At 70.8% G+C, this 22,361-nt stretch carries 25 protein-coding genes and 1 pseudogene; 13 read left to right on the forward strand and 13 right to left on the reverse strand.

Features of this window, described 5'->3' with window-relative positions; translation table 11 throughout:
* Positions 1-8: 8 nt before the first annotated feature.
* Positions 9-353: a YciI family protein gene (locus LPC04_RS02805; protein WP_275681909.1), complete on the reverse strand. Its 345-nt coding sequence runs from the start codon at positions 351-353 to the stop codon at positions 9-11.
* 170 nt (positions 354-523) lie between these two features.
* On the opposite strand from LPC04_RS02805, the gene LPC04_RS02810 reads away from it, so the two are divergent.
* Complete coding sequence (locus LPC04_RS02810; protein ID WP_275680661.1) at positions 524-814, forward strand: hypothetical protein; 291 nt, start codon at positions 524-526, stop codon at positions 812-814.
* A gap of 146 nt (positions 815-960) precedes the next feature.
* Entirely contained in the window at positions 961-1,086 is a 126-nt protein-coding gene (locus LPC04_RS02815) for a hypothetical protein (protein WP_275680662.1), read from the forward strand.
* 40 nt (positions 1,087-1,126) lie between these two features.
* Here LPC04_RS02815 and LPC04_RS02820 read toward each other — a convergent pair whose 3' ends face one another.
* The gene (locus tag LPC04_RS02820; protein WP_275680663.1) at positions 1,127-3,268 is read right to left on the reverse strand and encodes a M3 family metallopeptidase; all 2,142 of its coding nucleotides are present in this window, start codon (positions 3,266-3,268) and stop codon (positions 1,127-1,129) included.
* Positions 3,269-3,606: 338 nt separating this feature from the next.
* Here LPC04_RS02820 and LPC04_RS02825 point away from each other — a divergent pair, with 338 nt between their 5' ends.
* Positions 3,607-5,346: a DUF1800 domain-containing protein gene (locus LPC04_RS02825; protein WP_275680664.1), complete on the forward strand. Its 1,740-nt coding sequence runs from the start codon at positions 3,607-3,609 to the stop codon at positions 5,344-5,346.
* An 8-nt stretch (positions 5,347-5,354) separates the two neighbouring features.
* Positions 5,355-6,734 carry a DUF1501 domain-containing protein gene (locus LPC04_RS02830; RefSeq protein ID WP_275680665.1) on the forward strand — a complete coding sequence of 460 codons (1,380 nt, stop codon included), beginning with the start codon at positions 5,355-5,357 and terminating at the stop codon, positions 6,732-6,734.
* Here LPC04_RS02830 and LPC04_RS02835 read toward each other — a convergent pair.
* From LPC04_RS02835 to LPC04_RS02855, 5 genes and pseudogenes are all read right to left on the reverse strand, one after another.
* A pseudogene (locus LPC04_RS02835) lies at positions 6,731-6,907 on the reverse strand (flavin reductase family protein); the annotation flags it as partial. The gene LPC04_RS02830 and the pseudogene LPC04_RS02835 overlap by 4 nt on opposite strands.
* 101 nt (positions 6,908-7,008) lie before the next feature.
* Positions 7,009-7,473, reverse strand: a complete 465-nt coding sequence (locus LPC04_RS02840; RefSeq protein ID WP_275680666.1) for a PaaI family thioesterase — start codon at positions 7,471-7,473, stop codon at positions 7,009-7,011.
* Positions 7,474-7,528: 55 nt separating this feature from the next.
* Complete coding sequence (locus tag LPC04_RS02845) at positions 7,529-8,080, reverse strand: cytochrome b (RefSeq protein ID WP_275680667.1); 552 nt, start codon at positions 8,078-8,080, stop codon at positions 7,529-7,531.
* Positions 8,077-8,517 (reverse strand): SRPBCC family protein, encoded by a 441-nt coding sequence (locus tag LPC04_RS02850; RefSeq protein ID WP_275680668.1) that lies wholly within the window; start codon positions 8,515-8,517, stop codon positions 8,077-8,079. Before LPC04_RS02850 ends, LPC04_RS02845 begins: the two co-directional genes overlap by 4 nt.
* Complete coding sequence (locus LPC04_RS02855) at positions 8,514-8,837, reverse strand: ArsR/SmtB family transcription factor (RefSeq protein ID WP_275680669.1); 324 nt, start codon at positions 8,835-8,837, stop codon at positions 8,514-8,516. Before LPC04_RS02855 ends, LPC04_RS02850 begins: the two co-directional genes overlap by 4 nt.
* Positions 8,838-8,899: 62 nt before the next feature.
* On the opposite strand from LPC04_RS02855, the gene LPC04_RS02860 reads away from it, so the two are divergent.
* Positions 8,900-9,298: a PPC domain-containing DNA-binding protein gene (locus LPC04_RS02860; RefSeq protein WP_275680670.1), complete on the forward strand. Its 399-nt coding sequence runs from the start codon at positions 8,900-8,902 to the stop codon at positions 9,296-9,298.
* A gap of 47 nt (positions 9,299-9,345) precedes the next feature.
* Positions 9,346-9,627 (forward strand): DUF3297 family protein, encoded by a 282-nt coding sequence (locus LPC04_RS02865; protein WP_275680671.1) that lies wholly within the window; start codon positions 9,346-9,348, stop codon positions 9,625-9,627.
* Here LPC04_RS02865 and ylqF read toward each other — a convergent pair whose 3' ends face one another.
* Positions 9,628-10,536, reverse strand: a complete 909-nt coding sequence (ylqF, locus tag LPC04_RS02870; RefSeq protein ID WP_275680672.1) for a ribosome biogenesis GTPase YlqF — start codon at positions 10,534-10,536, stop codon at positions 9,628-9,630.
* A gap of 89 nt (positions 10,537-10,625) precedes the next feature.
* Positions 10,626-10,973 carry a TM2 domain-containing protein gene (locus tag LPC04_RS02875; RefSeq protein WP_275680673.1) on the reverse strand — a complete coding sequence of 116 codons (348 nt, stop codon included), beginning with the start codon at positions 10,971-10,973 and terminating at the stop codon, positions 10,626-10,628.
* A 177-nt stretch (positions 10,974-11,150) separates the two neighbouring features.
* On the opposite strand from LPC04_RS02875, the gene LPC04_RS02880 reads away from it, so the two are divergent.
* Genes LPC04_RS02880 through LPC04_RS02890 form a run of 3 tightly spaced genes read left to right on the forward strand, consistent with a single transcriptional unit; the run spans position 11,151 to position 13,065 of the window.
* Complete coding sequence (locus LPC04_RS02880; RefSeq protein WP_275680674.1) at positions 11,151-11,339, forward strand: hypothetical protein; 189 nt, start codon at positions 11,151-11,153, stop codon at positions 11,337-11,339.
* A gap of 50 nt (positions 11,340-11,389) precedes the next feature.
* A complete protein-coding gene (locus LPC04_RS02885; RefSeq protein WP_275680675.1) occupies positions 11,390-12,334 on the forward strand; it encodes a M14 family metallopeptidase in 945 nt (314 codons plus the stop codon).
* Positions 12,331-13,065 carry a hypothetical protein gene (locus tag LPC04_RS02890; RefSeq protein WP_275680676.1) on the forward strand — a complete coding sequence of 245 codons (735 nt, stop codon included), beginning with the start codon at positions 12,331-12,333 and terminating at the stop codon, positions 13,063-13,065. The genes LPC04_RS02885 and LPC04_RS02890 overlap by 4 nt, the downstream gene beginning before the upstream one ends.
* Here the strand turns inward: LPC04_RS02890 and LPC04_RS02895 are convergent.
* From LPC04_RS02895 to LPC04_RS02905, 3 genes are all read right to left on the reverse strand, one after another.
* The gene (locus tag LPC04_RS02895; RefSeq protein ID WP_275680677.1) at positions 13,062-13,550 is read right to left on the reverse strand and encodes a hypothetical protein; all 489 of its coding nucleotides are present in this window, start codon (positions 13,548-13,550) and stop codon (positions 13,062-13,064) included. The genes LPC04_RS02890 and LPC04_RS02895 overlap by 4 nt on opposite strands.
* Positions 13,551-13,635: 85 nt before the next feature.
* Positions 13,636-16,326, reverse strand: a complete 2,691-nt coding sequence (locus tag LPC04_RS02900; RefSeq protein ID WP_275680678.1) for a bifunctional acetate--CoA ligase family protein/GNAT family N-acetyltransferase — start codon at positions 16,324-16,326, stop codon at positions 13,636-13,638.
* A gap of 55 nt (positions 16,327-16,381) precedes the next feature.
* Positions 16,382-17,266 carry a DMT family transporter gene (locus tag LPC04_RS02905; RefSeq protein ID WP_275680679.1) on the reverse strand — a complete coding sequence of 295 codons (885 nt, stop codon included), beginning with the start codon at positions 17,264-17,266 and terminating at the stop codon, positions 16,382-16,384.
* A gap of 107 nt (positions 17,267-17,373) precedes the next feature.
* Here LPC04_RS02905 and LPC04_RS02910 point away from each other — a divergent pair, with 107 nt between their 5' ends.
* A complete protein-coding gene (locus LPC04_RS02910; RefSeq protein ID WP_275680680.1) occupies positions 17,374-18,264 on the forward strand; it encodes an AraC family transcriptional regulator in 891 nt (296 codons plus the stop codon).
* On the opposite strand, the gene LPC04_RS02915 is transcribed toward LPC04_RS02910, so the two are convergent.
* A complete protein-coding gene (locus tag LPC04_RS02915; RefSeq protein WP_275680681.1) occupies positions 18,254-18,766 on the reverse strand; it encodes a YgjV family protein in 513 nt (170 codons plus the stop codon). The genes LPC04_RS02910 and LPC04_RS02915 overlap by 11 nt on opposite strands.
* 183 nt (positions 18,767-18,949) lie before the next feature.
* Here LPC04_RS02915 and LPC04_RS02920 point away from each other — a divergent pair, with 183 nt between their 5' ends.
* From LPC04_RS02920 to LPC04_RS02930, 3 genes are read left to right on the forward strand one after another with little or no spacing between them, the layout of a single operon-like run.
* Positions 18,950-20,263: a hypothetical protein gene (locus tag LPC04_RS02920; protein WP_275680682.1), complete on the forward strand. Its 1,314-nt coding sequence runs from the start codon at positions 18,950-18,952 to the stop codon at positions 20,261-20,263.
* Positions 20,263-20,733 (forward strand): hypothetical protein, encoded by a 471-nt coding sequence (locus tag LPC04_RS02925; RefSeq protein WP_275680683.1) that lies wholly within the window; start codon positions 20,263-20,265, stop codon positions 20,731-20,733. Before LPC04_RS02920 ends, LPC04_RS02925 begins: the two co-directional genes overlap by 1 nt.
* Positions 20,730-22,358 (forward strand): diguanylate cyclase domain-containing protein, encoded by a 1,629-nt coding sequence (locus LPC04_RS02930; RefSeq protein ID WP_275680684.1) that lies wholly within the window; start codon positions 20,730-20,732, stop codon positions 22,356-22,358. Before LPC04_RS02925 ends, LPC04_RS02930 begins: the two co-directional genes overlap by 4 nt.
* Positions 22,359-22,361 lie beyond the last annotated feature (3 nt).

The raw sequence follows: 22,361 nt of genomic DNA on the forward strand, positions 1-22,361 counted from the left end.
GACGCGCGTCAGTCCCAGACCTGGCGGATCTCGATGTCCGACGGCGCGGACATCGGATTCGGGCAACGCCTGACCCACGCCACGGCCTCGTCCATCGACGGCAGCTCCCAGAGCCAGTAGCCGGCGACGAGATCGCCCGTGAACGGGCCCTCGACCACCGTGCGCGAGGCGCCGTCGAAGTGCACGCGCCTGGCCTCGCTCGTCGGCCGCAGGCCGTCGCAGTCCTTCAACACGCCGGCGTTCCGGAGCTCGTCGTTGAAGGCCTCCATCTCGGCCATCTGCGCCTGCATCTGCGCGTCGCTGGTGGCGGCGATGCGCGCCTCGAGATCGGGATTGGACTTGACCAGGATCATGAACTTCACGTCGGGCTCCCTGGTGGACGGGACTTCCAGTCTGCCACCAAGGGCCGGGCCGTGGACGCGACAGGCGGTGTCGGACAACGCCGCGTCGTGTCGCGCGCGGCACATCGCTTGCTGCAGGAGGTGCTCAGCCCGACTCGTCGGGCGCTCCATGAAGGACCACCATGAACAAGACCCTCATCGCCGCCGTTCTCACCGCCGCCGCGGCCACCCTGTCGTTCGGCGCGCATGCCGACACCGCCTCGGACAAGGCGCAAGCCAAGGCCGACTACAAGTCCGACAAGGCACAGGCCAAGGCCGACTACAAGTCGAACAAGGCCGACTGCAAGGCGGACACGACCGGGGCGGTCGAACGCGCGTGCAAGGGCGACGCCAAGGCCGGCGAGAAGCAGGACAAGGCCGACGCCAAACTGCAATACAAGCAGGACAAGGCCGACATCAACGCCGGCAAGTAAGGCCGGATCGAGGTTCGCCTCGATCGATCAACCTGAGGAAGGCCCCGGCACGATTCAAGTCGGCCGGGGCCTTTCAGCCTGGATTTGAGGCATGATGCCGCCCCGGTCGAGTTCCGGCCGATTCACACCAGAAGAAAGAAGCTTCCATGTCCTTCACCAAGCTCATCGCCGTCGCTGCCGTGCTGTCGATGTTCGCCGTGGCCGCCGACGCGCGGCCGCGCCACCACCACCATCGCCACCATCATCACCACCATCATCACGTGCATCGTTGATGCGTGACGGCCCCGGCCACGAGGGCCGGGGCGTGCCTGCTCACTGCGCGCCGTCGAGCCCGCGCTTCTTCAGCAGCGGGCCGATGTCGGGCGCCGAGCCCGTGAGGTCGCGGAACAGCGACAGCGCATCGGCGCTGCCGCCGCGCGACAGCATCGTGTCGCGGATGTGGTCGCCGTTCTGGCGCGTCAGGCCGCCGTGCGCGAGCACCCAGGCCGTCGAATCGGCCGCGAGCACTTCGCTCCAGATGTACGAGTAGTAGCCCGCCGAATAGCCGCCCGCGAACGCGTGGGAGAAGTAGGTGCTGCGATAGCGCGGCGGCACCGGCGGGAAGTCCAGCCCGACGCGGTGCAGCGCCTCGGCCTCGAACTTTGTGACGTCGGCCGCCGGCGGCACCTGGTCGGCGGGCAGCTGGTGCCAGGCCTGGTCGAGCAGCGTGGCCGACAGGTACTCCGTCGTCGCGAAGCCCTGGTCGAACCTGGCCGCGGCCTGCACCTTGTCCAGCAAGGCCTGGGGAATGGGCTCGCCCGTCTTGTAGTTCTTCGCGTAGTGCTTCAGCACGTCGGGATACGTCGCCCACATCTCGTTGAACTGCGACGGGTATTCGACGAAATCGCGCGGCACCTGCGTGCCCGCGAAGCGCGGGTATTTCACGTGCGAGAACATGCCGTGCAGCGCGTGGCCGAACTCGTGGAACGCCGTGGTCACCTCGTCCTGCGTCAGCAGCGTCGGCTCGCCGGCCGGCGGCTTCGGGATGTTGAGGTGGTTGGCGATGACCGGCTTGTCGCCCGTCAGGCCGTCCTGCGTCACGTAGGCGTTCATCCACGCGCCGCCGTTCTTGTTCGGGCGCGCGTAGTAGTCGCCGATGAAGATGGCGAGTTGCGTGCCGTCCTTGTCGAACACGTCGAACACGCGCACGCTGGGCTCGTAGACCGGCAGGTCGTGGCGCTCCTTGAACGTGATGCCGTACAGCTGGTTGGCCGCGTAGAAGACGCCGTCGAACAGCACGTGATCGAGCTCGTAGTACGGCTTGAGCTGCGACTCGTCGAACGCGTACTGCGCCTTGCGCACCTTCTCGCTGTAGTACGCCCAGTCGGCGGCATCGAGCCGGAAGCCGCCGTTCTCGGCGTCGATCATGGCCTGCAGCTGCGTGGCTTCCTTGTGCGCGTTGAGGACGGCCGGCGTGGCCATCTGCGCGAGCATCTTGTTCATCACGTCCACCGAGCCCACCGTCTGCTCGGCGAGCTGGAACGCGGCGTGCGTGGGATAGCCCAGCAACGCCGCGCGCTCCGCGCGCTTGCGCGCCGTCGTCGCGACCACCGCACGGTTGTCGAACTCGCCGCCGCGGCTGCCGCGCGCGAGCGAGGCCGCCATCACCTTCATGCGCGACGCGTGGCTCGTGAGGTTGGTCAGCACCGGCTGGCCGGTGGTGTTGACGAGCTCGATGACGAACTTGCCCGGCTTGCCGGCCTTGGTCGCCGCGTCGGCCGCGTTCTTGATCTCGGCGTCGCTCAGGCCCGCCAGTTCGGCGCGGGTGTCGAAGGTGACGGCCGAGGCGCCGCGCTCCTTGAGCGTGTTCTGCGCGAACGTGGTCTGCAGCGTGGCGAGTTCGGCGTTGAGCGCACGCAGCCTCGCCTTGCTGGCCTCGGGCAGCTGCGCGCCGGCGCGCACGAAGTCCTGGTGGTAGCGCCACAGCAGGCGCGCGGATTCGGCGTCGAGGCCCAGCGCGTCGCGCTGCTTGTAGAGCGCGTCGATGCGCGCGAACAGGCGCGGGTCGAGCTGGACCTCGTCGCGATGCGCCGAGAGCTTGGGCGCCATCACGCGCTGCACTTCCTGCAGCTTGGGATCGGTGTTGCAGCTCTCGAGATTGGAGAAGATCTTCTCGACGCGATCGAGCGCGCGGCCCGAGCGCTCCAGCGCGACGATGGTGTTGTCGAAGGTCGGCTTGTCCGGGTTGGACGCGATGGCCTCGACCTGCTTGCGGTCCTCGGCGATGGCCTGCTCGAACGCGGGCTGGAAGTCGTCGTCGCGGATCTGGTCGAAGCGCGGGAAGTGCAGCGGCAGCGCGCTCTCGACGAGCAGCGGATTGGCCGGCGGCGCATCGGCCGCGTGGGCGGCGCCCAAGAGCGCGGGCAGGGAGGACGCCACGAGCAGGTGGCACAGGGTCTTGATCGAGGTTTGCATGGACAGCCTGGTGCGGCGCGGTGGCGCCGGTTGAACGAAAGTGCGACACGCTTCTGGCGTGACCAGCGGCGAGCAGTCTAACGAGTCGACGGCCATCGCGCGCCGCCGGTCGGCGCCGGTGCGACGAATCGCGGAATGAAGGGGGCCAGCGCCGGTACCAGGGCTTTGTTCGACGGCGGCGTCCGCGACGTTGCTGCTCGTGCGGCCAACGTTTCCCGGTGCAAAGCTTGTTGGCAACTCCGCCATTCGAGTCGACATTTGCGTCAGCCGGCGGCGGTTTCGACGCACGAGACAACGACGGTCGACACACACACCACGTTCCCGAATCGAGGGCAGCCATGACTGTCGAAGTCCCGGAAGAACTGCGTCCGCTTGCGGTCGGCAGCGAGCCTCCTGCACCCGTCGTTTCCGTGTCCCCGGCGCTGTCCGCGCTGGCCGCCGCGACGCTGGCCGCATCGCTCGCGGCGTGTGGCGGAGGCGGCGGCGCCAGCCCGTCGCCCGCGCCCGAACCGCCGCCACCTCCACCACCGCCGCCGCCCGCGGCACCCACCGAGGCCGAGGCCTCGCGCTTCCTGGCGCAGGCGTCGATGGGCGCGAGCCGGACCGAGATCGCCAACGTCGTCAGCCTGGGCTACGCCGGCTGGCTCGACGCGCAGTTCGCGCTGCCGGTGACCGACTCGCGCTGGGACTGGCTGGTCGCCCAAGGCTACACCGCCTTCACGCACAAGAACGACGAGCAGGGCTTCGACGCCACCGTCTGGCGCAAGATGCTCAGCGCGCCCGACACGCTGCGCCAGCGCATCGTGTTCGCGCTGTCGGAGATCTTCGTCATCGGCATCGACGGCCTCGTCGGCGGCGGCTGGAGGCAGTTCAACGCGGCGTCCTGGGCCGACCTGGTCGAGGCCAACGCCTTCGGCAGCCACCGCGCCTGGCTGCAGCAGATGTCGCTCTCCGGCGCGATGGGCGACTTCCTGACCTTCCGCGGATCCGCGAAGGAAGACCCGGTCAGCGGCGCGTTGCCCGACGAGAACTACGCCCGCGAGCTGATGCAGCTGTTCACGATCGGCCTCGTGATGCTGAACGCGGATGGCACGACGCAGCTCACGGGCGGCGCATCGACGCCGACCTACCAGCTCGCCGACATCACCGGCCTGGCCCGCGTGTTCACCGGCTGGGACTTCGACCTGCAGGGCCAGAACGTGGGCACGGGCACCGCGACGCCGGATTTCGTCAGGCGCCCGATGATCCAGGTGCCCAGCCGCTACGAGACCGGCGCCAAGACCTTCCTCGGCACGACGATCCCCGCGGGCACCGACGCGGCGACGTGCCTGTCGACGGCGCTCGACACGATCTTCCACCACCAGAACGTCGCGCCCTTCTTCTGCCGCCAGCTGATCCAGCGGCTGGTCACCAGCAACCCGAGCCCGGCCTACGTCGCGCGCATCGCCGCGGTGTTCGCCGACGACGGCACCGGCACGCGCGGCAACCTGAAGGCCGTGATCCGCGCGCTGCTGCTCGACGACGAGGCGCGCCATCCGGCCGACCCGTCGACCTTCGGCAAGCTGCGCGAGCCCATCCTGCGCTTGACGGGCTGGGCGCGCGCGTATGGCGTGACGTCGCCCAGCGGGCTGTGGGCCGTCGGCGACACGTCCGACGCGGCCAAGGGCCTCGCGCAGAGCCCGTTGCGCTCGCCGTCGGTGTTCAACTTCTTCCGGCCCGGCTACGTGCCGCCCAACACCGCGCTGGACGCCGGCGAGCTCGAGGCGCCGGAGTTCCAGATCGCCAACGAGTCCTCGGTCGTCGGCTGCGTCAACACCCTGCAGCGCGCGGTGGCGGGTTCGATCGCCGACCTCACGCCCGACTACACAGCGCTGCTCGCGATCGCCGACGACGCGACCGCGTTGCTGACGGAGCTGAACCTCGTGCTGGCCGCCAACCAGCTGGGCGCCGCGACCGTGTCCACGCTAGCGGCCGCCGTCGGCACGATGGCCAGCGGCAGCGACACGACACGTCGCGCCCGCATCAACGCCGCCCTGGTGCTGGTGCTGGCCGCGCCCGAATACATCGTCCAGAAGTGAGGCCCGCGATGACCAACCATGCTTCCCGCCGCGCGTTCCTCAAGCGCTCCTCGATGCTCGCGATGGCCGGCGCGGCCGCGCCGTGGGCGCTCAACCTCGCCGCGATGAGCGAGGCCGCGGCCTCCACCGCCACCGACTACAAGGCGCTCGTCTGCGTGTTCCTCTACGGCGGCAACGACTACGGCAACACGCTGGTCCCGACCGACAGCGCACGCTACGCTGCCTACGCCGGCATGCGCCCGTCGCTGGCCTACACGCAGGATCAGCTCGCCGCGACCGTGCTGACTCCCGGCGTCGCGCTCGCCGGCGGCGCGCAGTACGCGATCGCGCCCGAACTCGCGCCGCTGCTGCCCCTCTTCAACGCCGGCAAGATGGGCGTGATGCTCAACGTCGGCACGCTGGTGCAGCCGACGACCAAGGCGCAGTACACGGCCGGCAGCGTGCTGTTGCCGCCGCGGCTGTTCTCGCACAACGACCAGCAGTCGGTGTGGCAGTCGTCGTCGCCCGAGGGCGCGACGTCCGGCTGGGGCGGGCGCATGGGCGACCTGTTCGAATCGGGCAACGGCAACGCGGTGTTCACGTGCGTCAACGTGTCGGGCAACGCGGTCTATCTCTCGGGCAAGACGGCCACGCAGTACCAGGTGTCGACCAACGGCCCGGTGGCGCTCAACGGCGTGGCCAAGCCGCTGTTCGGCTCCGCGGCCTGTTCGACGGCGCTGCAGAACCTCGTCACCGCGAGCAGTTCGAACATCTTCGAGAACGAGTACACGCGCATCACCGCGCGCTCGCTGAGCGCCGGCGGCACGCTGGCGAACGCGCTCGCCGGCGGCCCGGCAATCGACACGCCCTTCCCCGCGCCCGGCACCAACAACCTCGCGGACCAGCTCAAGCTCGTCGCCCGCATGATCAGCACGGCCGACGCCGTCGGCGCGAAGCGGCAGGTCTTCTTCGTCTCGATGGGCGGCTTCGACACCCACAGCGGCCTGGCCACCGTGCACCCGGGCCTGCTCGCGGCCGTCGCGCAGGCGCTCAGCGCGTTCTACGCAGCGACGCAGGAGCTCGGCGTGGCCAACCAGGTGACGACGTTCACGGCGTCCGACTTCGGCCGCACGCTCACGGCCGACGACGGATCCGACCACGGCTGGGGCAGCATGCATTTCATGCTGGGCGGCGCGGTCAAGGGCGGGCGCTACTACGGCACGCCGCCGGTGGTCGCCAACGGCGGCCCCGACGACGTCGGCCAGGGCCGGCTGCTGCCGTCGACGTCGGTCGATCAATATGCCGCGACCATGGGCACGTGGCTGGGCATCAGCGACAGCGACCTGCTGACGGTGCTGCCCAACCTCGGCAACTGGGACGCGAGCCAGCGCAACCTCGGCTTCGTCTAGGCCGGCAGCGCCTGCCGCGCCCGATCCACGTCGGGGCTGCGGTACATCGCTTCGGGAATGCTCGCGAGCGCGGACGGATGCAACTGCTCGCGGCCCAGCCCGTGGAACTTCTGGAAGCTCATGATCAGCGGGCGCCAGCGATCGGGGTCGACGCGGTCGGGGTGACCGGCCACCACGATGGACTCGTCCACGTCACGCACTGGCGCGTGCGCTGCAGGTTGCGCGCGGTCTGCGAGCCCGCGCCCAGGCCCAGCCGTGATCGGCCGCCGCGCGCTCAGGCCGTCCCGAAGTCCTCGGGCATCTGCACCGCGACGACCGTGCCCAGGGCCGTCGCCACGCCGTTGGCGAGCACCGTCGTCTCGACCACGACCTTGCGGCCCTTGATCTCCTGCACCTTGCCGCGCAGCTCGAGTTCCACGCCCAGCGGCGTCGGCTTGAGATAGCTCACGTTGAGCGAGCCGGTGACGAAGCGGAACGCCGGCAGCGTGTCCATCGCGCGGCCCTCGGCGCGGTACATCGCCGCGGCCGCGGTGCCGGTGCTGTGGCAGTCGATCAGCGACGCGATCAGGCCGCCGTAGACGAAGCCCGGCACCGCGGTGTGGAACGGCTCGGGGTTGAAGCGGGTGAGCGTCTCGTCGCCGTCCCAGGTCGTCTTGATGCGGTGCCCGTGCTGGTTCAGCGAGCCGCAGCCGTAGCAGTGCGAGACGCTCTCGCCGTAGTAGTCCTGGAACGCTTTCATGGGGTCTCCGCTGCGTGCATGGCAGGCACTGTAGCAACCCCGGCGTCGTTCGACGCTATTCGAGCCGACGACCGCCGAAGCCCATGCGCCGCATCACGCCGTCGCGACGCACCAGCCAGTGCCACAGCGCGGCGAGCACATGCAGCGCGACGAGGATGGCCAGCACCGTCGCGGTGACGCCGTGGGCGCGGAACGTCGGGTAGGCGTCGAACGAGGCCGGCAGCGGCGCGCCGTTGCGGGCGAAGACGATGTCGTTGAGCCGCGCGATCAGGCCGGTCGCATAGCCGGTGGCGACCATGCCGAAGACCAGCACGTAGAACGCGAGCTGCGCCCAGCCCGCTGCGCGCGCGGACGCGGACGTGCCCACGCCCGCGGGCGACGGCTTCGCCGTGCGCCAGCGCACGACCAGCCGCACCAGCATCGCCGCGAAGATCGCCATGCCCAGGCCCATGTGCCACTCCAGCATGTCCAGCTTGCGCGGCTCGGTGTTGGGCACCTTCTGCAGCACGAGGAAGCCGAATGCCAGCGATGCGCCGATGAAGAAGGCCAGCACCCAGTGCAGCGCCGCGAGCGCCGGGTGGTATTTCGAGGCGCGTCTCGCGTTCATCGCAGCGCCGCCACCACGCGTTCGAGCTCGCCGAGGTTGCGCTCCCAGCCGTACTTCGCGCCCATGAAGTTGCGCTGGTCCTGCTCGCGGAAGCCCGACTGCTCCATGCGCACCAGCACCGCGCCGTCGAGCTGCGACAGCGTGAACTTGACGACCGTCCTGAGCCCGTTGGCCGCCTCCTCGCCCGAGGCGTTCCATGTGTACGACAGCTCCTCGTGCGGCACGACGGTGAGCACCTCGTAGTCGGTGACGCCGTTCCAGCCCGGCATCGGCGGCATGTGGAAGCTGCCGCGGTGGCCGACCCGGGCCTCGAAGTCGTTGGCCATCAGCCAGTCCTCCAGCAGCGGGCTCTGCGTGAGCGCGCGCCAGACCTTGTCCAGCGAATGCGCCATGCGGCGCTCGACGACGACGGTACGGGTTGGGGTATCGGTGCTCATTGGTCCATCCTGTTCAACAAGGTCTCGAGACGGTCCATGCGCTCGTCCCAGAAGACGGCGTAGAAACGCATCCAGTCCATCAGCGGGGCCAGGCCCTTGGGCTCGGCGCGGTAGTGCACGACCCGGCCCTGCGGCCGCTCCAGCACCAGGCCGGCCTGCTTCAGCACGCCCAGGTGCTTGGAGACCGCCGGCTGCGACACCCCCGATTGCTCGGTGAGCGCGCGCACGTTGAGCTCCCCCTCGCGCAGCAGGCGCTCGAGGAGCGCGCGCCGCGTGGGGTCGGCCAGGGCCTTGAAGAGATCGTCCGATGCGGAGTGCATGGCAAAATCATAACCGAGCAGTTATTGATCTGTCAAAGCCCTGTCCGGAGTACCCTCGAGGCATGAAGACCCTGCCGCTGCGACTGAACCCGGGCGCCGACCTGCGCGCCGCGCTGTCGACCGCGCTGTCGGCCTTCCACGGCGAGGCCGCGTTCGTGGTCTCGGGCATCGGCAGCCTGTGCGAGGCGCGCATCCGCTTCGCGGGCCGCGAGGACGTGCACTGCGTGGTGGGCGATCTCGAGCTGCTGTCGCTGTCGGGCACGCTGGGCGCCGGCGGCCCGCACCTGCACGCGAGCCTGGCGGATGCCGACGGTCGCGTCTTCGGCGGCCATGTCGCGCCGGGCTGCATCGTGCGCACGACCGCGGAGATCCTGCTGGCGGTGCTGGACGAGCTGCGCTTCACGCGGGAGCACGACGCCGCGACGGGGTACGCCGAGCTGGTGGTGCGGCCGCTCTCGTGAGCCAGGCGCGTAAAATCACGCGATTCCCGTTTCCAGACCTCGCCACCATGACCGACGCCACCCCGGCCACCACGCTGCCCGCCCTGCCCGACCGCCTCTCCGTCGACCCGCGCAGCCCGCACCACGTGGCCGCGATCTTCGAGCACGACGTCGGCATCCGCTTCAACGGCAAGGAGCGCTTCGACGTCGAGGAATACTGCATCAGCGAAGGCTGGATCCGCGTGCCGGTGGGCAAGACGGTCGACCGCAAGGGCCGGCCGCTGACGGTCAAGATCAAGGGCACCGTCGAGGCCTTCCTCAAGCCCGCGCCCGCCGCGCCGGCGGCCTGATCAGCCCTTCTTGCGCGCGGCCTTCTTCTCGAGCCGCGCCGCCTCGGCGGCCTGTCCCGCTGCCCACCAGGCCGCGAATTCCTCCGGCGACTCCAGCGTCACGCGCCCCCAGGCGCCGCTGCGGAAATCGTTCAGCGCGATCTCCGCGGCCTTCTGCATGTTGACGCGGCCGCCGGCCATCAGCCCGCCGCGCTTGCGGCCGACCTCTTCCAGCAGCTGCTCGTCGGTCATCGCCGAGAAGTCCGCCGTCTTGTAGCGCGCGACGATCCGATCGGTGTAGCGGTGGCGCACGCGCGCGAGCAACGCCATCGCCACCTCCTCCTCGTCGTAGGCGTTGCGGCCGATCGCGCCGCTGGCCGCGAGGTTGTAGCCGCCCTCCTCGATGATGATGCGCGGCCACAGCATGCCGGGCGTGTCGAACAGGTAGAAGTCGTTGGCCAGCAGGATCTTCTGCTCCAGCTTGGTGATGCCCGGCTCGTCGCCCGTCTTGGCGGCGCGCTGGCCGTTGAGCGTGTTGACCAGCGTCGACTTGCCGACGTTGGGGATGCCGCAGATCATCACGCGCACCGGCTTGACCATGCCGCCGCGCGTGGGCGCGAGCGCGCGGCACGCGGCGATGAGCGCGCGCGCCGGCGCGGTGACGCTGGCGTCCAGGCCCAGCGCGTTGGTGCCCGGCTGCGCCTTGTAGTACGCGAGCCACTGCTCGGTCAGCCCGGGGTCGGCGAGATCCTGCTTGTTGAGCACCTTCAGCGCCGGCTTGCCGCGCGTCATCTCGGCCAGCAGCGAGTTCGCGCTGGAGCCGGGCAGGCGCGCATCGAGCAGCTCGATGACCACGTCGATGTCCGGCAGGCGCTCGGCGATCGCCTTGCGGGTCGTGTGCATGTGACCCGGGAACCACTGGATGGCCATCTGGAAGCTGCTTTCTGCGGCCGCACGCGGCCTCGGGGAGAAGATCGGCGGCAAGCGCCGCCCTCCCCCATTTTCGCAGGCTCAGGCGATCAGGTCCATTGCGTGAGCTTGCGACCCTCGCTGTCGGTGAAACTGCCGCAGACCAGGATGATCAGGTCGATCAGCGCCCAGATGCCCAGGCCGCCGAACGTGAACAGCTGCAGCAGGCCCGTGCCGACCTTGCCGACGAAGAAGCGATGCACCCCGAACACGCCGAACCAGAAGCACAGCAGCACGGCGGGCAGCAACAGCTTGGGCGACGCGTTCGGATCCAGCCGCGGCGCCGCCGCGACGGGCCGTTGCTGCGCGCCGCATTGCGGGCACGCGACCGCCGTCACGTGCATCTGCTTGCCGCAGGCGCGGCAGAAGACCATGTCGCTGGCCGGCATCTCGGTCATCGGAACTCCCTCGTTCATGTTGGCGCGCGCCCGCTCGGAATGGCGGTGTCGCAGCGAGGCCGAGTATCGCCGCGACGCGGCGCGGGGACACCCTCGTTTGGGGGGACAAGTTCACATGTTCGGACTCGATTCGCCGCGCCATCGGCCGATGACCCTCGGACAGATCACGCACGGACCATGGAAGGCGTCTCCCTCCACAACGTCAACGGATCGCAGCCGGCCCCGCTGGACCACGGGCCGCGCGAGCCGCTGAAGAAGGCCGTCAGCCAGGACGAGGCGCCCGCGCTGGCGCTGCTGACGGCGATTCCTGCGCCGCAGCTGGCCACCTCCGGCATCCTGGGCACCCGGCTCGACGCCTGGGCCTGAATCGGCTGCACGAGGTATCGTCCGGGTTTGCGAAACCCGAGACACCCGCCGTGAGCAACCTGCCCCCGACCACGCCCTTTCCCATCGGCACGCCCGGCACGCCCTGGGGCGATGCCGAACGCGCGGCCTGGCTGGCCCGCCAAGCCATCAAGCGCAGCTATGCCGACGAGGTCGTCGCACCGCTGAAGGCCGCCGTGCCGGCCGACGCCGATCTGTTCGAGTACGGCATCCTCGACTACACGCGCCTGGGCCTGGCCCGCTTTCCGCTGTTCGCGGTGCGCAGCCGCGCCTGGCGGACGGATCGCCCGACCGTGCTCGTCACCGGCGGCGTCCACGGCTACGAGACCAGCGGCGTGCAGGGCGCGCTGCAGTGGATCGCGACGCAGTTCTCGCGCCACGCCCAGGCCGTCAACCTGCTCGTGCTGCCCTGCCTCAGCCCCTGGGGCTACGAGACGATCAACCGCTGGAATCCGGACGCTCTGGACCCCAATCGCCAGTTCCGCACCGACAGCCCCGCCGCCGAGTCCGCGCTCGCGATGGCCTGCGTCGCGGCGCAGTGCCCCAGCGTCGACCTGCACGTCGACCTCCACGAGACCACCGACACCGACAACAGCGAGTTCGGCCCGGCCAAGGCCGCGCGCGACGGCAAGGCCTTCGACTGGCACGCCATCCCCGACGGCTTCTATCTCGTGGGCGACAGCGAACGCCCCGCGCCGGACTTCCAGCGCGCGCTGATCGCCGCCGTGCGCGAGGTGACGCACATCGCCGAGCCCGACGAACACGGCGCCATCATCGGCACGACGATGACGCAGTCCGGCGTCATCAACTACGCCAAGCGCTCGCTGGGCCTGTGCGGCGGCATGACGGCCGCGCGCTTCGTGACGACCACCGAGGTCTACCCGGACAGCCCCACCGCGACGGCCGCCGAGTGCAACGAGGCGCAGGCGGTGACGGTGACGGCGGCCATCGCGTACCTGCTGCAAGCGAACGCATGAACCGTCTCGACACCGAACTGAATCGCCTCTACCTCGGCGGCCTTGTCTTCGCGCCCGACAGTGCGCAGGCGCTGTCGCTGGTCGATGTCCGCGGCCGGACCCGGGCGATGGTGCTCGAGGTCGTCCAGCCGACGAACTGGGAGGCCTTGTCGGAAGTCTGGCACGGTGTGCAGATGGAGCTGGAACTGCCCGCGCCGGGCATCGCGGTCTCCGGCAGCGACGGCCTGCAGCTGTGGTTCTCGCTCGAGACCGCGATCCCCGTGGCCGACGCCCACGCCTTCCTCGAGGCGCTGCGCATGCGCTTCCTCGAACACGTCCCGGCCGCGCGCGTGCGCCTCTGGCCCACGCCGGACGCGCGCCACGCCGCGCTGATCCCCGCGCTGCAGGCGGGCAGCGGGAACTGGTCCGCCTTCGTCGCGCCCGATCTCGCGGCCATCTTCTCGGAGACGCCGTGGCTGGACGTCGAGCCCGGCGAGGAAGGCCAGGCGGCGTTGCTGCGCGGATTGCAGGCCGTCAAGCCGGCGGTGTTCGACGCGGCGCTCGCGGGCATGCGCGCGACCGCGCGTCACGCGGCCGCGCCTGCGCCCGCGCCCGCGCGCGAGACGGCGATTGCCGCCCACGAGGCGACCGACGACCCGCGTCGGTTCCTGCTGCGCGTGATGAACGACGAGACGGTCGACCTCGCCCTGCGCATCGAGGCCGCGAAGGCCTTGTTGCCGCCCGCTCGCTAGGACGCCGGCACCAGGTAGCCCACGATGGACGCATGCCCGGTGTTGTTGGTGAGCACCGAACTGCCGGTGATGAAGACGTAGGGCGTCTGGCCAGGCTCGAAGTAATAGGTGATGGGGCTGCTGGCGACGTAGCGCAAGGTGCCGACATAGACGGCCGCCGGCAGGTCCATCGTGTCGAACAGGCTGGCGCCGATCGACACGATCTCCTCGGTGCCCGTCTGGGTCACCGAGTAGGTCGCCGAGGCGTGCGTCACGACCAGCCGCTTGCCGGCGGGCACCGGGGGAAACGCGATCTGGCAGTAGAACGAATTCGGGCAGATGCTGGCCGACGGGTTGTAGAGCTGGTTGCTCTGGTACGGCGTGATGCCGGGCCCGAAGGCCGGCTGCACGAGCGCCGCCTTCTGGGCGCTGGCGGCGGAACACGCCAGCACGGCGACTGCGGCCAGGACGGCGCGACGCACGAGGGACGAGGAACGATGCGACATGGCGGCCTCCAAGCCAGTGATGGAGCCGGCAGATTGGGCGCGGCCGCCTGCGCCGGCCATCCCTATGCCGCGCCGCCCCCCATGCTCACAACCCGTGCGTCACCTTCACGAAATCCGGATCCTCGTCGAAGCGCTTGACCTCGAAGCCCATCCCGCGCATCAGCTTGAGCATCGCTGCGTTGCCGCGCAGGACGAGCCCGACGATCTCGGCGAGGCCGCGTTCGCGCGCCGCTTCCATGATGGCCTCCATCAGCCGCGAGCCGAGGCCGCGGCCCTTCATGTCCTCGGCAACCACGAGCGAGAACTCGCAGCTCTGCTGGTCGGGCGCGATGACGTAGCGCGAGACGCCGACGATGCGGTCGGTCTCGACGATGTCGCCGTCGGTGTTCGTCTCGCGCTGCGGCACGACGGCCACCAGCGCCATCTCGCGGTCGTAGTCGATCAGCGTGAAGCGCGACAGCATCGTCGCGGGCAACTCGTTGAACGACGAGACGAAGCGGAAGTAGCGGCTCTCGGGCGACAGGCCGCGCACGAGGTCCTGCAGCATCTGCGCGTCGTCGGGCCGGATCGGACGCAGGTGGCAGGTGCCGCCGCCGCGCAGCGTGAGCGCCTGCTCGAAGCGCGACGGATACGGCAGGATCGCCAGGTGCGCGAACTGCCCCGGCGAGCCGGTGCCGGCCAGCGGGCCGCCGTCGACGACGATGCGCGCGTCGACCGCGACGGCGCCGTTCTCGTCGACGATGACCGGGTTGATGTCCATCTCGCGCAGCTGCGGCAGCGCGCACACCATCTCGGAGACGCGCAGCAGCACCTGCTCCAGCGCCGCGATGTCCACCGGGCTTGCGCCGCGCCATTCGAGCAGCGTCTCGGCGACGCGGGCGCGCTCGATCAGGCGACGCGCAAGGAACTGGTTGAGCGGCGGCAGCTCCATCGCGCGGTCGGCGATCAGCTCGATCATCACGCCGCCCGCGCCGAACACGATCACCGGTCCGAACGGGTCGTCGGTGACCACGCCCACCGAGATCTCGCGGCCGCGGCGCGCGCGCGCCATCTTCTGCACCGTCACGCCGTTGATGCGCGCGTTGGGCGCGAGGCGGGCCACGCGTTCCATCATGTCGACGTAGGCCTCGCGCACGCTGGTGCCGCTCATCAGGTTGAGCGCGACGCCTTGCACGTCGGACTTGTGCGCGATGTCGGGCGAGTCGATCTTGAGCGCGACCGGGAAGCCCAGCTGCGTCGCGATCATCATCGCCTCGGTCGGCGAGCGCGCGAGGATGGTCTGCGTGACCGGCACGTGGAACGACGACAGCAGCGTCTTCGACTCCATCTCGGTGAGCACCTTGCGGCGCTCGGCCAGCACGCTCTCGATCAGCAGGTGCGCGCCCTCGATGTCCGGCTTGGCCAGCGTGGACAGCGGCGGCGGCGTCTGCTGCAGCAGGCGCTGGTTCTGGTAGAAGGTGGAGATGTTGCCGAACGCGCCGACCGCGGCCTCGGGCGTGCGGAAGCTCGCGATGCCGGCGTCGTTGAGCAGCACGCGCGCCTCGCCCATCGTGGCGTCGCCCATCCAGCACGAGAGCAGCGGCTTGTACGTGGTGGGCAGCAGCGCGGCCACCGCGCGCGCGACGGCCATCGGGTCGACGCCGGTCTTGGGCGAGTGGATCGCGAGGATGCCGTCGACGTCCTTGTCGGCGGCCGCGGTGCGGATCGCCGCGACGTAGTGCTCGGGCGCCGCGTCCTCGGAGATGTCGATCAGGTCCGACACCGAGGCCACGTCCGGCAGCATCGGCTTCAGCGCCGCGGCGGACGGCGCCGACAGCCGGCCCAGCTTCAGCCCGATCTCGTTGACCCAGTCGGCCGCCAGCACGCCGGGCCCGCCGCCGTTGGTGACCAGCGCGAGCCGCGGGCCCACCGGCCGGTAGCGCGACGCGAGGCACTTGGCCGCCGAGAACAGCTCGACGAACGAGCGCACGCGCACCGCGCCCGCGCGGCGCAGCGCGGCGTCGAACACCTCGTCCGAGCCGACCGACGCGGCGCTGTGGGTCTGCGCGGCCTCGTTGCCCGCCGATCTGCGGCCGGCCTTGAGCACGACGACCGGCTTGGCAATGGCCGCGGATCGCAGCGCGCTCATGAAGCGCCGCGCGCTGCCGATGCCTTCGAGGTAGACGATGATGGACTGCGTCTGCGGGTCGTTGGCGAGGTAGTCGAGCACCTGCGCGATGTCGACATCGGTGTGCGGCCCGATCGACGCCACCAGCGAGAAGCCGACGCCGTTCGAGCGCGCCCAGTCCAGCATCGCGGCGGTGAGCGCCCCCGACTGGCACACGACGCCCAGCGAGCCCGCGCGCGCCAGCGGCCCGGCGGCGCTCGCGTTGAGGGCGAGCTTCGGGCGCTGGAAGCCGAGGCTGTTGGGCCCCAGCAGCAGCACGCCCTCGCGATGTGCGATCCGGCGCAGCTCGGCGGCCTGGTCGGCCGTCACGCCGCTGGAGATGACCAGCGCCGCGCGGCAGGCGATGCGGCCGGCCACCTCCAGCGCGGCGGCGATGTCCTTGGGCGGCAGCGCGATGATGGCCAGGTCGGCGCGCGTCTGCGACAGCTCGGCCAGCGTGCCGGTCGTCCCGATCTCGAGGAAGCGGATCGTGCCGGCGAAGCGCTGCGCGCGGATCGCCTCGGTCAGCGCGCGGCCCTGCGCGGTCTGCTGCGTCGGGTCGCCGCGCCGCGCGGAGAACACGACGATGGCTTCGGGCTCGAGCAGCGGCTGCAGGTAGTGCTTGTCCATCCCGCCAGTCTGCAGCAAAACCGAGGCGCTGGCGACGAGATGCGTCAACGAATCGTCAGGTCGCCGCACGCACCGCGGGCCTTCGGAACACCAGCACGTTGCCGGCCATCACCAGCACCAGGCCGGCGAGCGCCGGCGCCGTCCAGCGGTAATCCTCCACCACCGACGAGATCGCCAGCGCCACCAGCGGGAACAGCACCGTGCAGTAGGCCGCGCGCTCGGGGCCGAGGCGGCCGACCAGCAGCAGGTAGGCCGTGAAGCCGATGACCGAGCCGGGGATGGCCAGATACAACCACGCGCCGACGTAGGTGGTCGACCAGTCGAAAGCCGGCGCGATGCCGAAGGACGCGCAGCCGGCCACCAGCACCAGGGTGCCGACCGTCATGCCCCAGGCGTTGGTGAGCGCGGGCGTCTCGCCCAGCGCCTGCATGCGCGCGGACAGCAGGTTGCCGCACGAGAAGCACAGCGTGCCGCCGAGCGCGAACGCGAGGCCGCGCACGGTGCCGGCCGACGCGCCGTGGCGCGCGAGTTCGGGCCAGAACATCAGGAGCAGGCCGGCCAGGCCCACCGCGCCGCCGCCGATGATCGTCGACGTCAATGGCCGCTTGAACACGACGCGCGCGCCGAGCGCGTTCCAGAGCGTGGCCGTCGAGAACACCACCGCGACAAGCCCGCTGGCGATGGTTCGGCTGGCGTTCAGGAAGCAGATGAAGTTGACGCAGAACAGGCACAGCCCCTGCGCCGCGACCAGCCAGCGCACCTCGCGCCGCGGCAGCCGCAGCCTGCCGCGCGCGGCCAGCCACGCGAACAGCACGACGGCCGCGAGCGCGAAGCGCCAGGCGATCGACCACGGGATGGGCACGCTGCCCAGCTGCAGCTTGAGGGCGATCCAGGTGGTGCCCCAGATGAGGACGGTGAGGGCGTAGAGGACGAGCGTCATGCCGCCGAGTCTGCCCCGCCGCGTGCGGGCGGAATTGCACGTTCCTGCGTTTGCGTGCGTGTCGCGCGCGCACGCGGGATGCGCTCGCGCTAGAGTCGCTGCACGACATGTCCACCGCCGCGCCGTCCCCGCCCGCCGACGTCTTCGACGTCCTCTCGCGCTCGCGCGCCCGCCTGCACCGGCGCGCGACGCTGGGCGACGGGCTGGCCGTGGCGCAGTGGTCGAACAGCTTCGACGCCACGCGCTACCTGCCGCGCCATCACACGCTGTCGCTGTACCTGCGCGGCGGCCACGGCACCTATCGCGAGGACGCCCCGACGGAACGCGGCGCGCCGGGCAAGCTGTGCCTGATGCCGGCCGGACACGAGGTCAACTGGGTCGTCGGCAGCGAGCAGACCTTCGTGCACCTGTACTTCGAGGCGGAGCGCCTCGCGCCGCTGGCACTGCGCCTGCTCGATCGCGAGCCGCGCGAGCTGCGCCTGCCCGAGCTCAACTTCTGCGACGACCCCGAGCTGGTCGCGAGCCTCGCGCGCCTGGTGTCGCTCGACTGGACCGACGCCGGCGAACGCCTCGCCGCCAACGCGCTGGGCCACGCGGCCCTCGCGCACGTGCTCGCGCGCCACGCGGGACGCGCGCCGCGCGGGGACATCCGCGGCGGCCTCGCGCCGGCGCTGCGGCGGCGTCTCGTCGACTGGCTGGATGCGCGCCTCGCGCAGGCGGTGACCGTCGGCGAGATGGCCGCGTTCTGCGCGCTGTCGGAGACGCACTTCGCGCACGCGTTCCGCGCCTCGATGGGCGTCGCGCCGCACGAATGGATCGTCGCGCGCCGCATCGAACGCGCCGCGGCGCTGCTGCGCGCGCGGCATGCGCCGTCGCTCGATGACGTCGCGCGCGCCACGGGCCACGCGAGCGCGAGCCACCTGGTGCGGCGCTTCAAGGCGGTGTGGGGCATGACGCCCGGCCAGTACCGCGCCGCCGCGGGCCAGCTCAGGCGCTAGCGCTTCGGCTCATGCGGCAGGCGCCGTACAGCGACGCCGCCGCGCTGATCAGGTTGGCCGCCATCTGCTCCCACGAGCCGTAGCTCCAGGCGTTGACCATCCACAGCGCCGACACCGCCAGCATCACCCAGCGCAGCGAGCGCCCGGTGAGGTGGAACACGGCATAGGTGGACATCAGCGAGGCCCCGACCATCAGCAGCGACGCCCAGCCGCCCCACGTCCACAGGCCGACCGTCAGCGTCAGCGCCGCGAACACCGCGAAGCCGATCGTGCGCGAGCGGCGTTCGCCCAGCGTGACGGCCGAGGTCGCGGTGCGGCCCGCGCTGACCACGCTCAACGCGGCCGCCACGTTGGCGCCCATCAGGAAGTTGTTGAGCGCCCAGATCATGCCGGCCACGCCCGAGCGCAGGCGCAGCGAGCGCTCGCAGGTGCAGACCAGCGCGACGACGTTGAGGGCCAGGGCGATCAGGCCCGAGGCATGGATGAGCAGCGTGTTGGACATGGCGTTTGGGGACTGTCGACAAGTCTAGGAATCGCGCCGGATTCCGAACGCGAGATGAACGGCCCAAGCGCCGTGCAAACCACAGCTGCTTACATGCGCGACAGGCCCGCGACATCGAAACTGGCCCGCACTCGCCACGCATTTCCGACCGCTGCGAAAAGGCCCGCCTGGCCAGAATGGGCGATGACTCCGAGAACCCTTGCGCGGCTGCAGCGCGCAACCTGGCTGGCCGCGTCTTTCGCCGCACTTTCCTCGACGGCTTCGGCGCAGGACGCCACCGGCAGCTCCGACTTCCGCCTCAACGGCTTCGGCACCCTGGGCCTCGTCGACGTGCTGCCGCACGACTCGTGGGGCTTCCGCCGCGAGATCGACCAGACCGAACACCACGACCAGCACCTGCGCGCCGACGTCGACTCGCGCCTGGGCCTGCAGGCGTCGTGGCGGCTCGACCCGCAATTCGAACTCGTCGGCCAGCTCGTGCTGAAGCCGCGCGCCCACGAGGCCGCGGACGACGAGAGCCTCGCGGAGGCCTTCGCGGCCTGGCGTCCGGCGCCCGAGTGGGAGATCCGCGCCGGCCGCACCAGCCCCGACCTGTTCCTGCTCGCCGACGTGCGCAACGTCGGCTTCGCCTACCCGTGGATGCGGCCCAGCGTCGACTTCTATGGCTGGATGCCGGCCTCGACGCTCGACGGCGCCGACGTCAGCCGCCAATGGCTGCTCGGCGACGGCCGCCTGCGCGCGAAGATCTTCGCGGGCAAGACCAGCGTCACGCTCGGTGCCAACCAGCCCGACACCACCGACGACCACGGCAACGTGCATCCGTTGCTGGGCAGCACGCTGGCCTTCGACGCCGGCGGCCTCACCATCAAGGCGACCGTCGCCGAGGCGCACACGCGCTCGCGCAACTTCGACAACGTGATCCAGGCCTACAACGGCCTCGACCAGTTGGCACGGCTGCCGGTGCCCGTCGTCTCGACGCAGGCCGCGCAGCTGCGCGACTCGTTCTCTTCCCATACGTTCGTCACCCGCTACGCGGCGCTCGGCGTCTCGTGGGACATGAGCCCGTGGCAGATGCAGGCGGAACTGTCGCGCATCACCGGCAACTTCGAGAGCAGCTCGGCCTGGTACGGCTACGCGAGCCTCGCGCGCCGCATCGATGACGTGACGCTCTTCACGATGGTCGGCCGCGCCCGCTCGTCGCGCGCACCGCTGCCCCAGCCGCAATGGACCGGTGCGCTGGCGCCGGTCGTCGGCCCGGTGCTGGCGCAGCAGGCGCAGACCCTGGGCACCGACATCGCGGGCCAGTACAACTCCGGCCGCGAGAACGAGGGCACGCTCACAGTCGGCTCGCGCTGGGACATCAACGCCCAGGTCGCGCTGAAGGCGCAGCTCGACGTCGTGCGCAGCGCCGCCTACGGTGGCGGCTTGTGGGGCTTCAACACGCCGGCCGCGCATCACGCGAGCGTGCTCAGCGCCGGCATGGACTTCGTCTTCTGATGGCCGCCGCAACCCGCCTCCTCCCCTGGCGCCGGCGCGGCCTCGTCGCGTCGCTCGCGGCGCTGGCGCTGTTCGCCGCGGCGCTGCCCGCGCGCGCCGACGTGTGGGTCGTCGTGCCGACGTCCAGCAGCGTCAAGGCCATGTCGCAGAAGGAACTCGTCGACCTCTACATGGGCCGCAGCCGCGCCTTCCCCGACGGCACGTTCGCGCTGCCGTTCGACCTGCCGCGCGACGATCCCGGCCGCGCCGCGTTCTACAAGTCGCTGACCGGCATGGATCTCGCGCAGATCAACAGCTACTGGTCGCGCCTGATGTTCTCGGGCCAGACGCTGCCGCCGCAGCCGCTGCCCGGCGAGGCCGCGATGGCGGACCTCGTCAGGCGCAATCCGAGCGCGGTCGGCTACCTGCTGCAGGAGCCCGCGGCCGACAAGGGCCTGCGCGTCGTCCTCGTGCTCAAGGCGCCGAAGTGAACCTGCCGCGCTCGCGCCTGCAATACCGCTTCCCCGCCGGCGCGCTGGCGGCGGCGCTGGTGTTCGCGCTGATCGCGGGCGCGCTGGCCTACGCGCTCGGCGAGCGGCGCGCGAACGAGGCCGCGCACCAGACCATCGCCGGCATGCAGGCCGCCGTCGAGAAGACCGCGGCCATCGCCGTCTACGCACACGACGCGCCGTTGATGCGCGAGGTGCTCGAGGGCGTGGCACGCAACTCGCTCGTCAGGCAGGTCGACATCGTCGACGACGGCGGCAGGACGCTTCTGCAAGGCTCGGGCAGGGCCGCGCCCGTGCATGCGAGCGAGGCTGTCGTCCTCCAGCCGCTGAAGTCGCCGTTCGACGCCGGCGAGACCATCGGCGCGATGCGCATCGAGATCGACGGCGACCAGCTGCAGCGCGTCGCGCGCCGCGAGGCCTGGCTGATGGCGCTGCTGATGGTGGGCCAGGCCGCGCTGATCGCGATGATCGTCTTCCTCACCGGCGCCCGGCTGGTCTCGCGGCCCATCGTGCGGCTGGCGCGCGCGCTGGCGATGATGCCGCCCGGCTCCACGCAGCTGCTGCCGACGCCGCGCGGCCATGCGCACGACGAGATCGGCACGCTGGTGCAGTCGGCCAACGACCTGCTGAGCGCCAACGCCCAGGCGCTGCAGCGCGAACGCGAGCTGCGCCAGGACATCGAGGCGATGGAAGCCCAGTACCGCCAGATCTTCGACTCCACCAGCGCGGGCATCTTCGTGCTGGATCGCCAGGGCCGGCTGATCAACGGCAACCCGACGGTGCTCAAGGTGATCGGCGGCGGCGTGCGCGACCTGCGCCAGATGCGCGGCCGCGACTTCCTCGAGCTCGTCTTCGCGCGCCCGGAACGCGCGCGCGCGATGATCGAGCAGGCGGCGCTGCGCAACGAGACGATGTCGGCGGACCTCGAGCTGCGCGCGGCGGAGGGCCGCACGCGCTGGGCGCACTGCCTGCTGTCGGTGCAGGAGGCGCGCCGCCCGGACGAGACGACGGACTCGATGGCCATGGACGGCGTCGTCGAGGGCGTGCTCTACGACATCACCGAACGCAAGCAGGTCGAGACCGACGTGCGCCGCCGCGCCGACCACGACGCGCTGACCGGCGCGCTCAACCGCAACGGCATCGACGAGGCCATCGACCGCCATCTCGCGCACGGCGACGCCACGGATGCGTTGACGCTGCTGTACCTCGACCTCGACGGCTTCAAGCAGATCAACGACCGCCACGGCCACCACCACGGCGACGAGGTGCTGCAGCAGGCCGTGCAGCGCATCCAGTCGGAGCTGCGGCGCAACACCGACCTGGTCGGACGCATCGGCGGCGACGAGTTCGTCGTCGCGCTGGCGCACTCCGGCCCGACCGACGTGGCCGCCAGCCAGATCGCCGCCAGCATCGTCGCGCGCCTGTGCGAACCGTTCGAGCTGGACGGCGGCCGCGCCGTCGCCGAGATCGGCGTCAGCATCGGCATGGCCAGCTTCCCGCGCCACGGCCGCCAGCGGCGCGAGCTGATGCACGCGGCCGACGAGGCGATGTACTGGGTCAAGCGCCACGGCAAGAACGGCTACGCCACGGCGCTCGCCGAGAAGTGACGG

The sequence above is a fragment of the Scleromatobacter humisilvae genome (assembly GCF_023231945.1).
In the GTDB taxonomy this organism is placed as follows: domain Bacteria; phylum Pseudomonadota; class Gammaproteobacteria; order Burkholderiales; family Burkholderiaceae_C; genus Scleromatobacter; species Scleromatobacter humisilvae.

What these genes read in the sequence shown, in the direction of transcription:
- LPC04_RS02805 (WP_275681909.1), bottom strand. Translation starts at nt 353, where the DNA reads ATGATCCTGGTCAAGTCCAATCCCGATCTCGAGGCGCGCATCGCCGCC.
- LPC04_RS02810 (WP_275680661.1), top strand. Translation starts at nt 524, where the DNA reads ATGAACAAGACCCTCATCGCCGCCGTTCTCACCGCCGCCGCGGCCACC.
- LPC04_RS02815 (WP_275680662.1), top strand. Translation starts at nt 961, where the DNA reads ATGTCCTTCACCAAGCTCATCGCCGTCGCTGCCGTGCTGTCGATGTTC.
- LPC04_RS02820 (WP_275680663.1), bottom strand. Translation starts at nt 3,268, where the DNA reads ATGCAAACCTCGATCAAGACCCTGTGCCACCTGCTCGTGGCGTCCTCC.
- LPC04_RS02825 (WP_275680664.1), top strand. Translation starts at nt 3,607, where the DNA reads ATGACTGTCGAAGTCCCGGAAGAACTGCGTCCGCTTGCGGTCGGCAGC.
- LPC04_RS02830 (WP_275680665.1), top strand. Translation starts at nt 5,355, where the DNA reads ATGACCAACCATGCTTCCCGCCGCGCGTTCCTCAAGCGCTCCTCGATG.
- LPC04_RS02840 (WP_275680666.1), bottom strand. Translation starts at nt 7,473, where the DNA reads ATGAAAGCGTTCCAGGACTACTACGGCGAGAGCGTCTCGCACTGCTAC.
- LPC04_RS02845 (WP_275680667.1), bottom strand. Translation starts at nt 8,080, where the DNA reads ATGAACGCGAGACGCGCCTCGAAATACCACCCGGCGCTCGCGGCGCTG.
- LPC04_RS02850 (WP_275680668.1), bottom strand. Translation starts at nt 8,517, where the DNA reads ATGAGCACCGATACCCCAACCCGTACCGTCGTCGTCGAGCGCCGCATG.
- LPC04_RS02855 (WP_275680669.1), bottom strand. Translation starts at nt 8,837, where the DNA reads ATGCACTCCGCATCGGACGATCTCTTCAAGGCCCTGGCCGACCCCACG.
- LPC04_RS02860 (WP_275680670.1), top strand. Translation starts at nt 8,900, where the DNA reads ATGAAGACCCTGCCGCTGCGACTGAACCCGGGCGCCGACCTGCGCGCC.
- LPC04_RS02865 (WP_275680671.1), top strand. Translation starts at nt 9,346, where the DNA reads ATGACCGACGCCACCCCGGCCACCACGCTGCCCGCCCTGCCCGACCGC.
- ylqF (WP_275680672.1), bottom strand. Translation starts at nt 10,536, where the DNA reads ATGGCCATCCAGTGGTTCCCGGGTCACATGCACACGACCCGCAAGGCG.
- LPC04_RS02875 (WP_275680673.1), bottom strand. Translation starts at nt 10,973, where the DNA reads ATGACCGAGATGCCGGCCAGCGACATGGTCTTCTGCCGCGCCTGCGGC.
- LPC04_RS02880 (WP_275680674.1), top strand. Translation starts at nt 11,151, where the DNA reads ATGGAAGGCGTCTCCCTCCACAACGTCAACGGATCGCAGCCGGCCCCG.
- LPC04_RS02890 (WP_275680676.1), top strand. Translation starts at nt 12,331, where the DNA reads ATGAACCGTCTCGACACCGAACTGAATCGCCTCTACCTCGGCGGCCTT.
- LPC04_RS02895 (WP_275680677.1), bottom strand. Translation starts at nt 13,550, where the DNA reads ATGTCGCATCGTTCCTCGTCCCTCGTGCGTCGCGCCGTCCTGGCCGCA.
- LPC04_RS02900 (WP_275680678.1), bottom strand. Translation starts at nt 16,326, where the DNA reads ATGGACAAGCACTACCTGCAGCCGCTGCTCGAGCCCGAAGCCATCGTC.
- LPC04_RS02905 (WP_275680679.1), bottom strand. Translation starts at nt 17,266, where the DNA reads ATGACGCTCGTCCTCTACGCCCTCACCGTCCTCATCTGGGGCACCACC.
- LPC04_RS02910 (WP_275680680.1), top strand. Translation starts at nt 17,374, where the DNA reads ATGTCCACCGCCGCGCCGTCCCCGCCCGCCGACGTCTTCGACGTCCTC.
- LPC04_RS02915 (WP_275680681.1), bottom strand. Translation starts at nt 18,766, where the DNA reads ATGTCCAACACGCTGCTCATCCATGCCTCGGGCCTGATCGCCCTGGCC.
- LPC04_RS02920 (WP_275680682.1), top strand. Translation starts at nt 18,950, where the DNA reads ATGACTCCGAGAACCCTTGCGCGGCTGCAGCGCGCAACCTGGCTGGCC.
- LPC04_RS02925 (WP_275680683.1), top strand. Translation starts at nt 20,263, where the DNA reads ATGGCCGCCGCAACCCGCCTCCTCCCCTGGCGCCGGCGCGGCCTCGTC.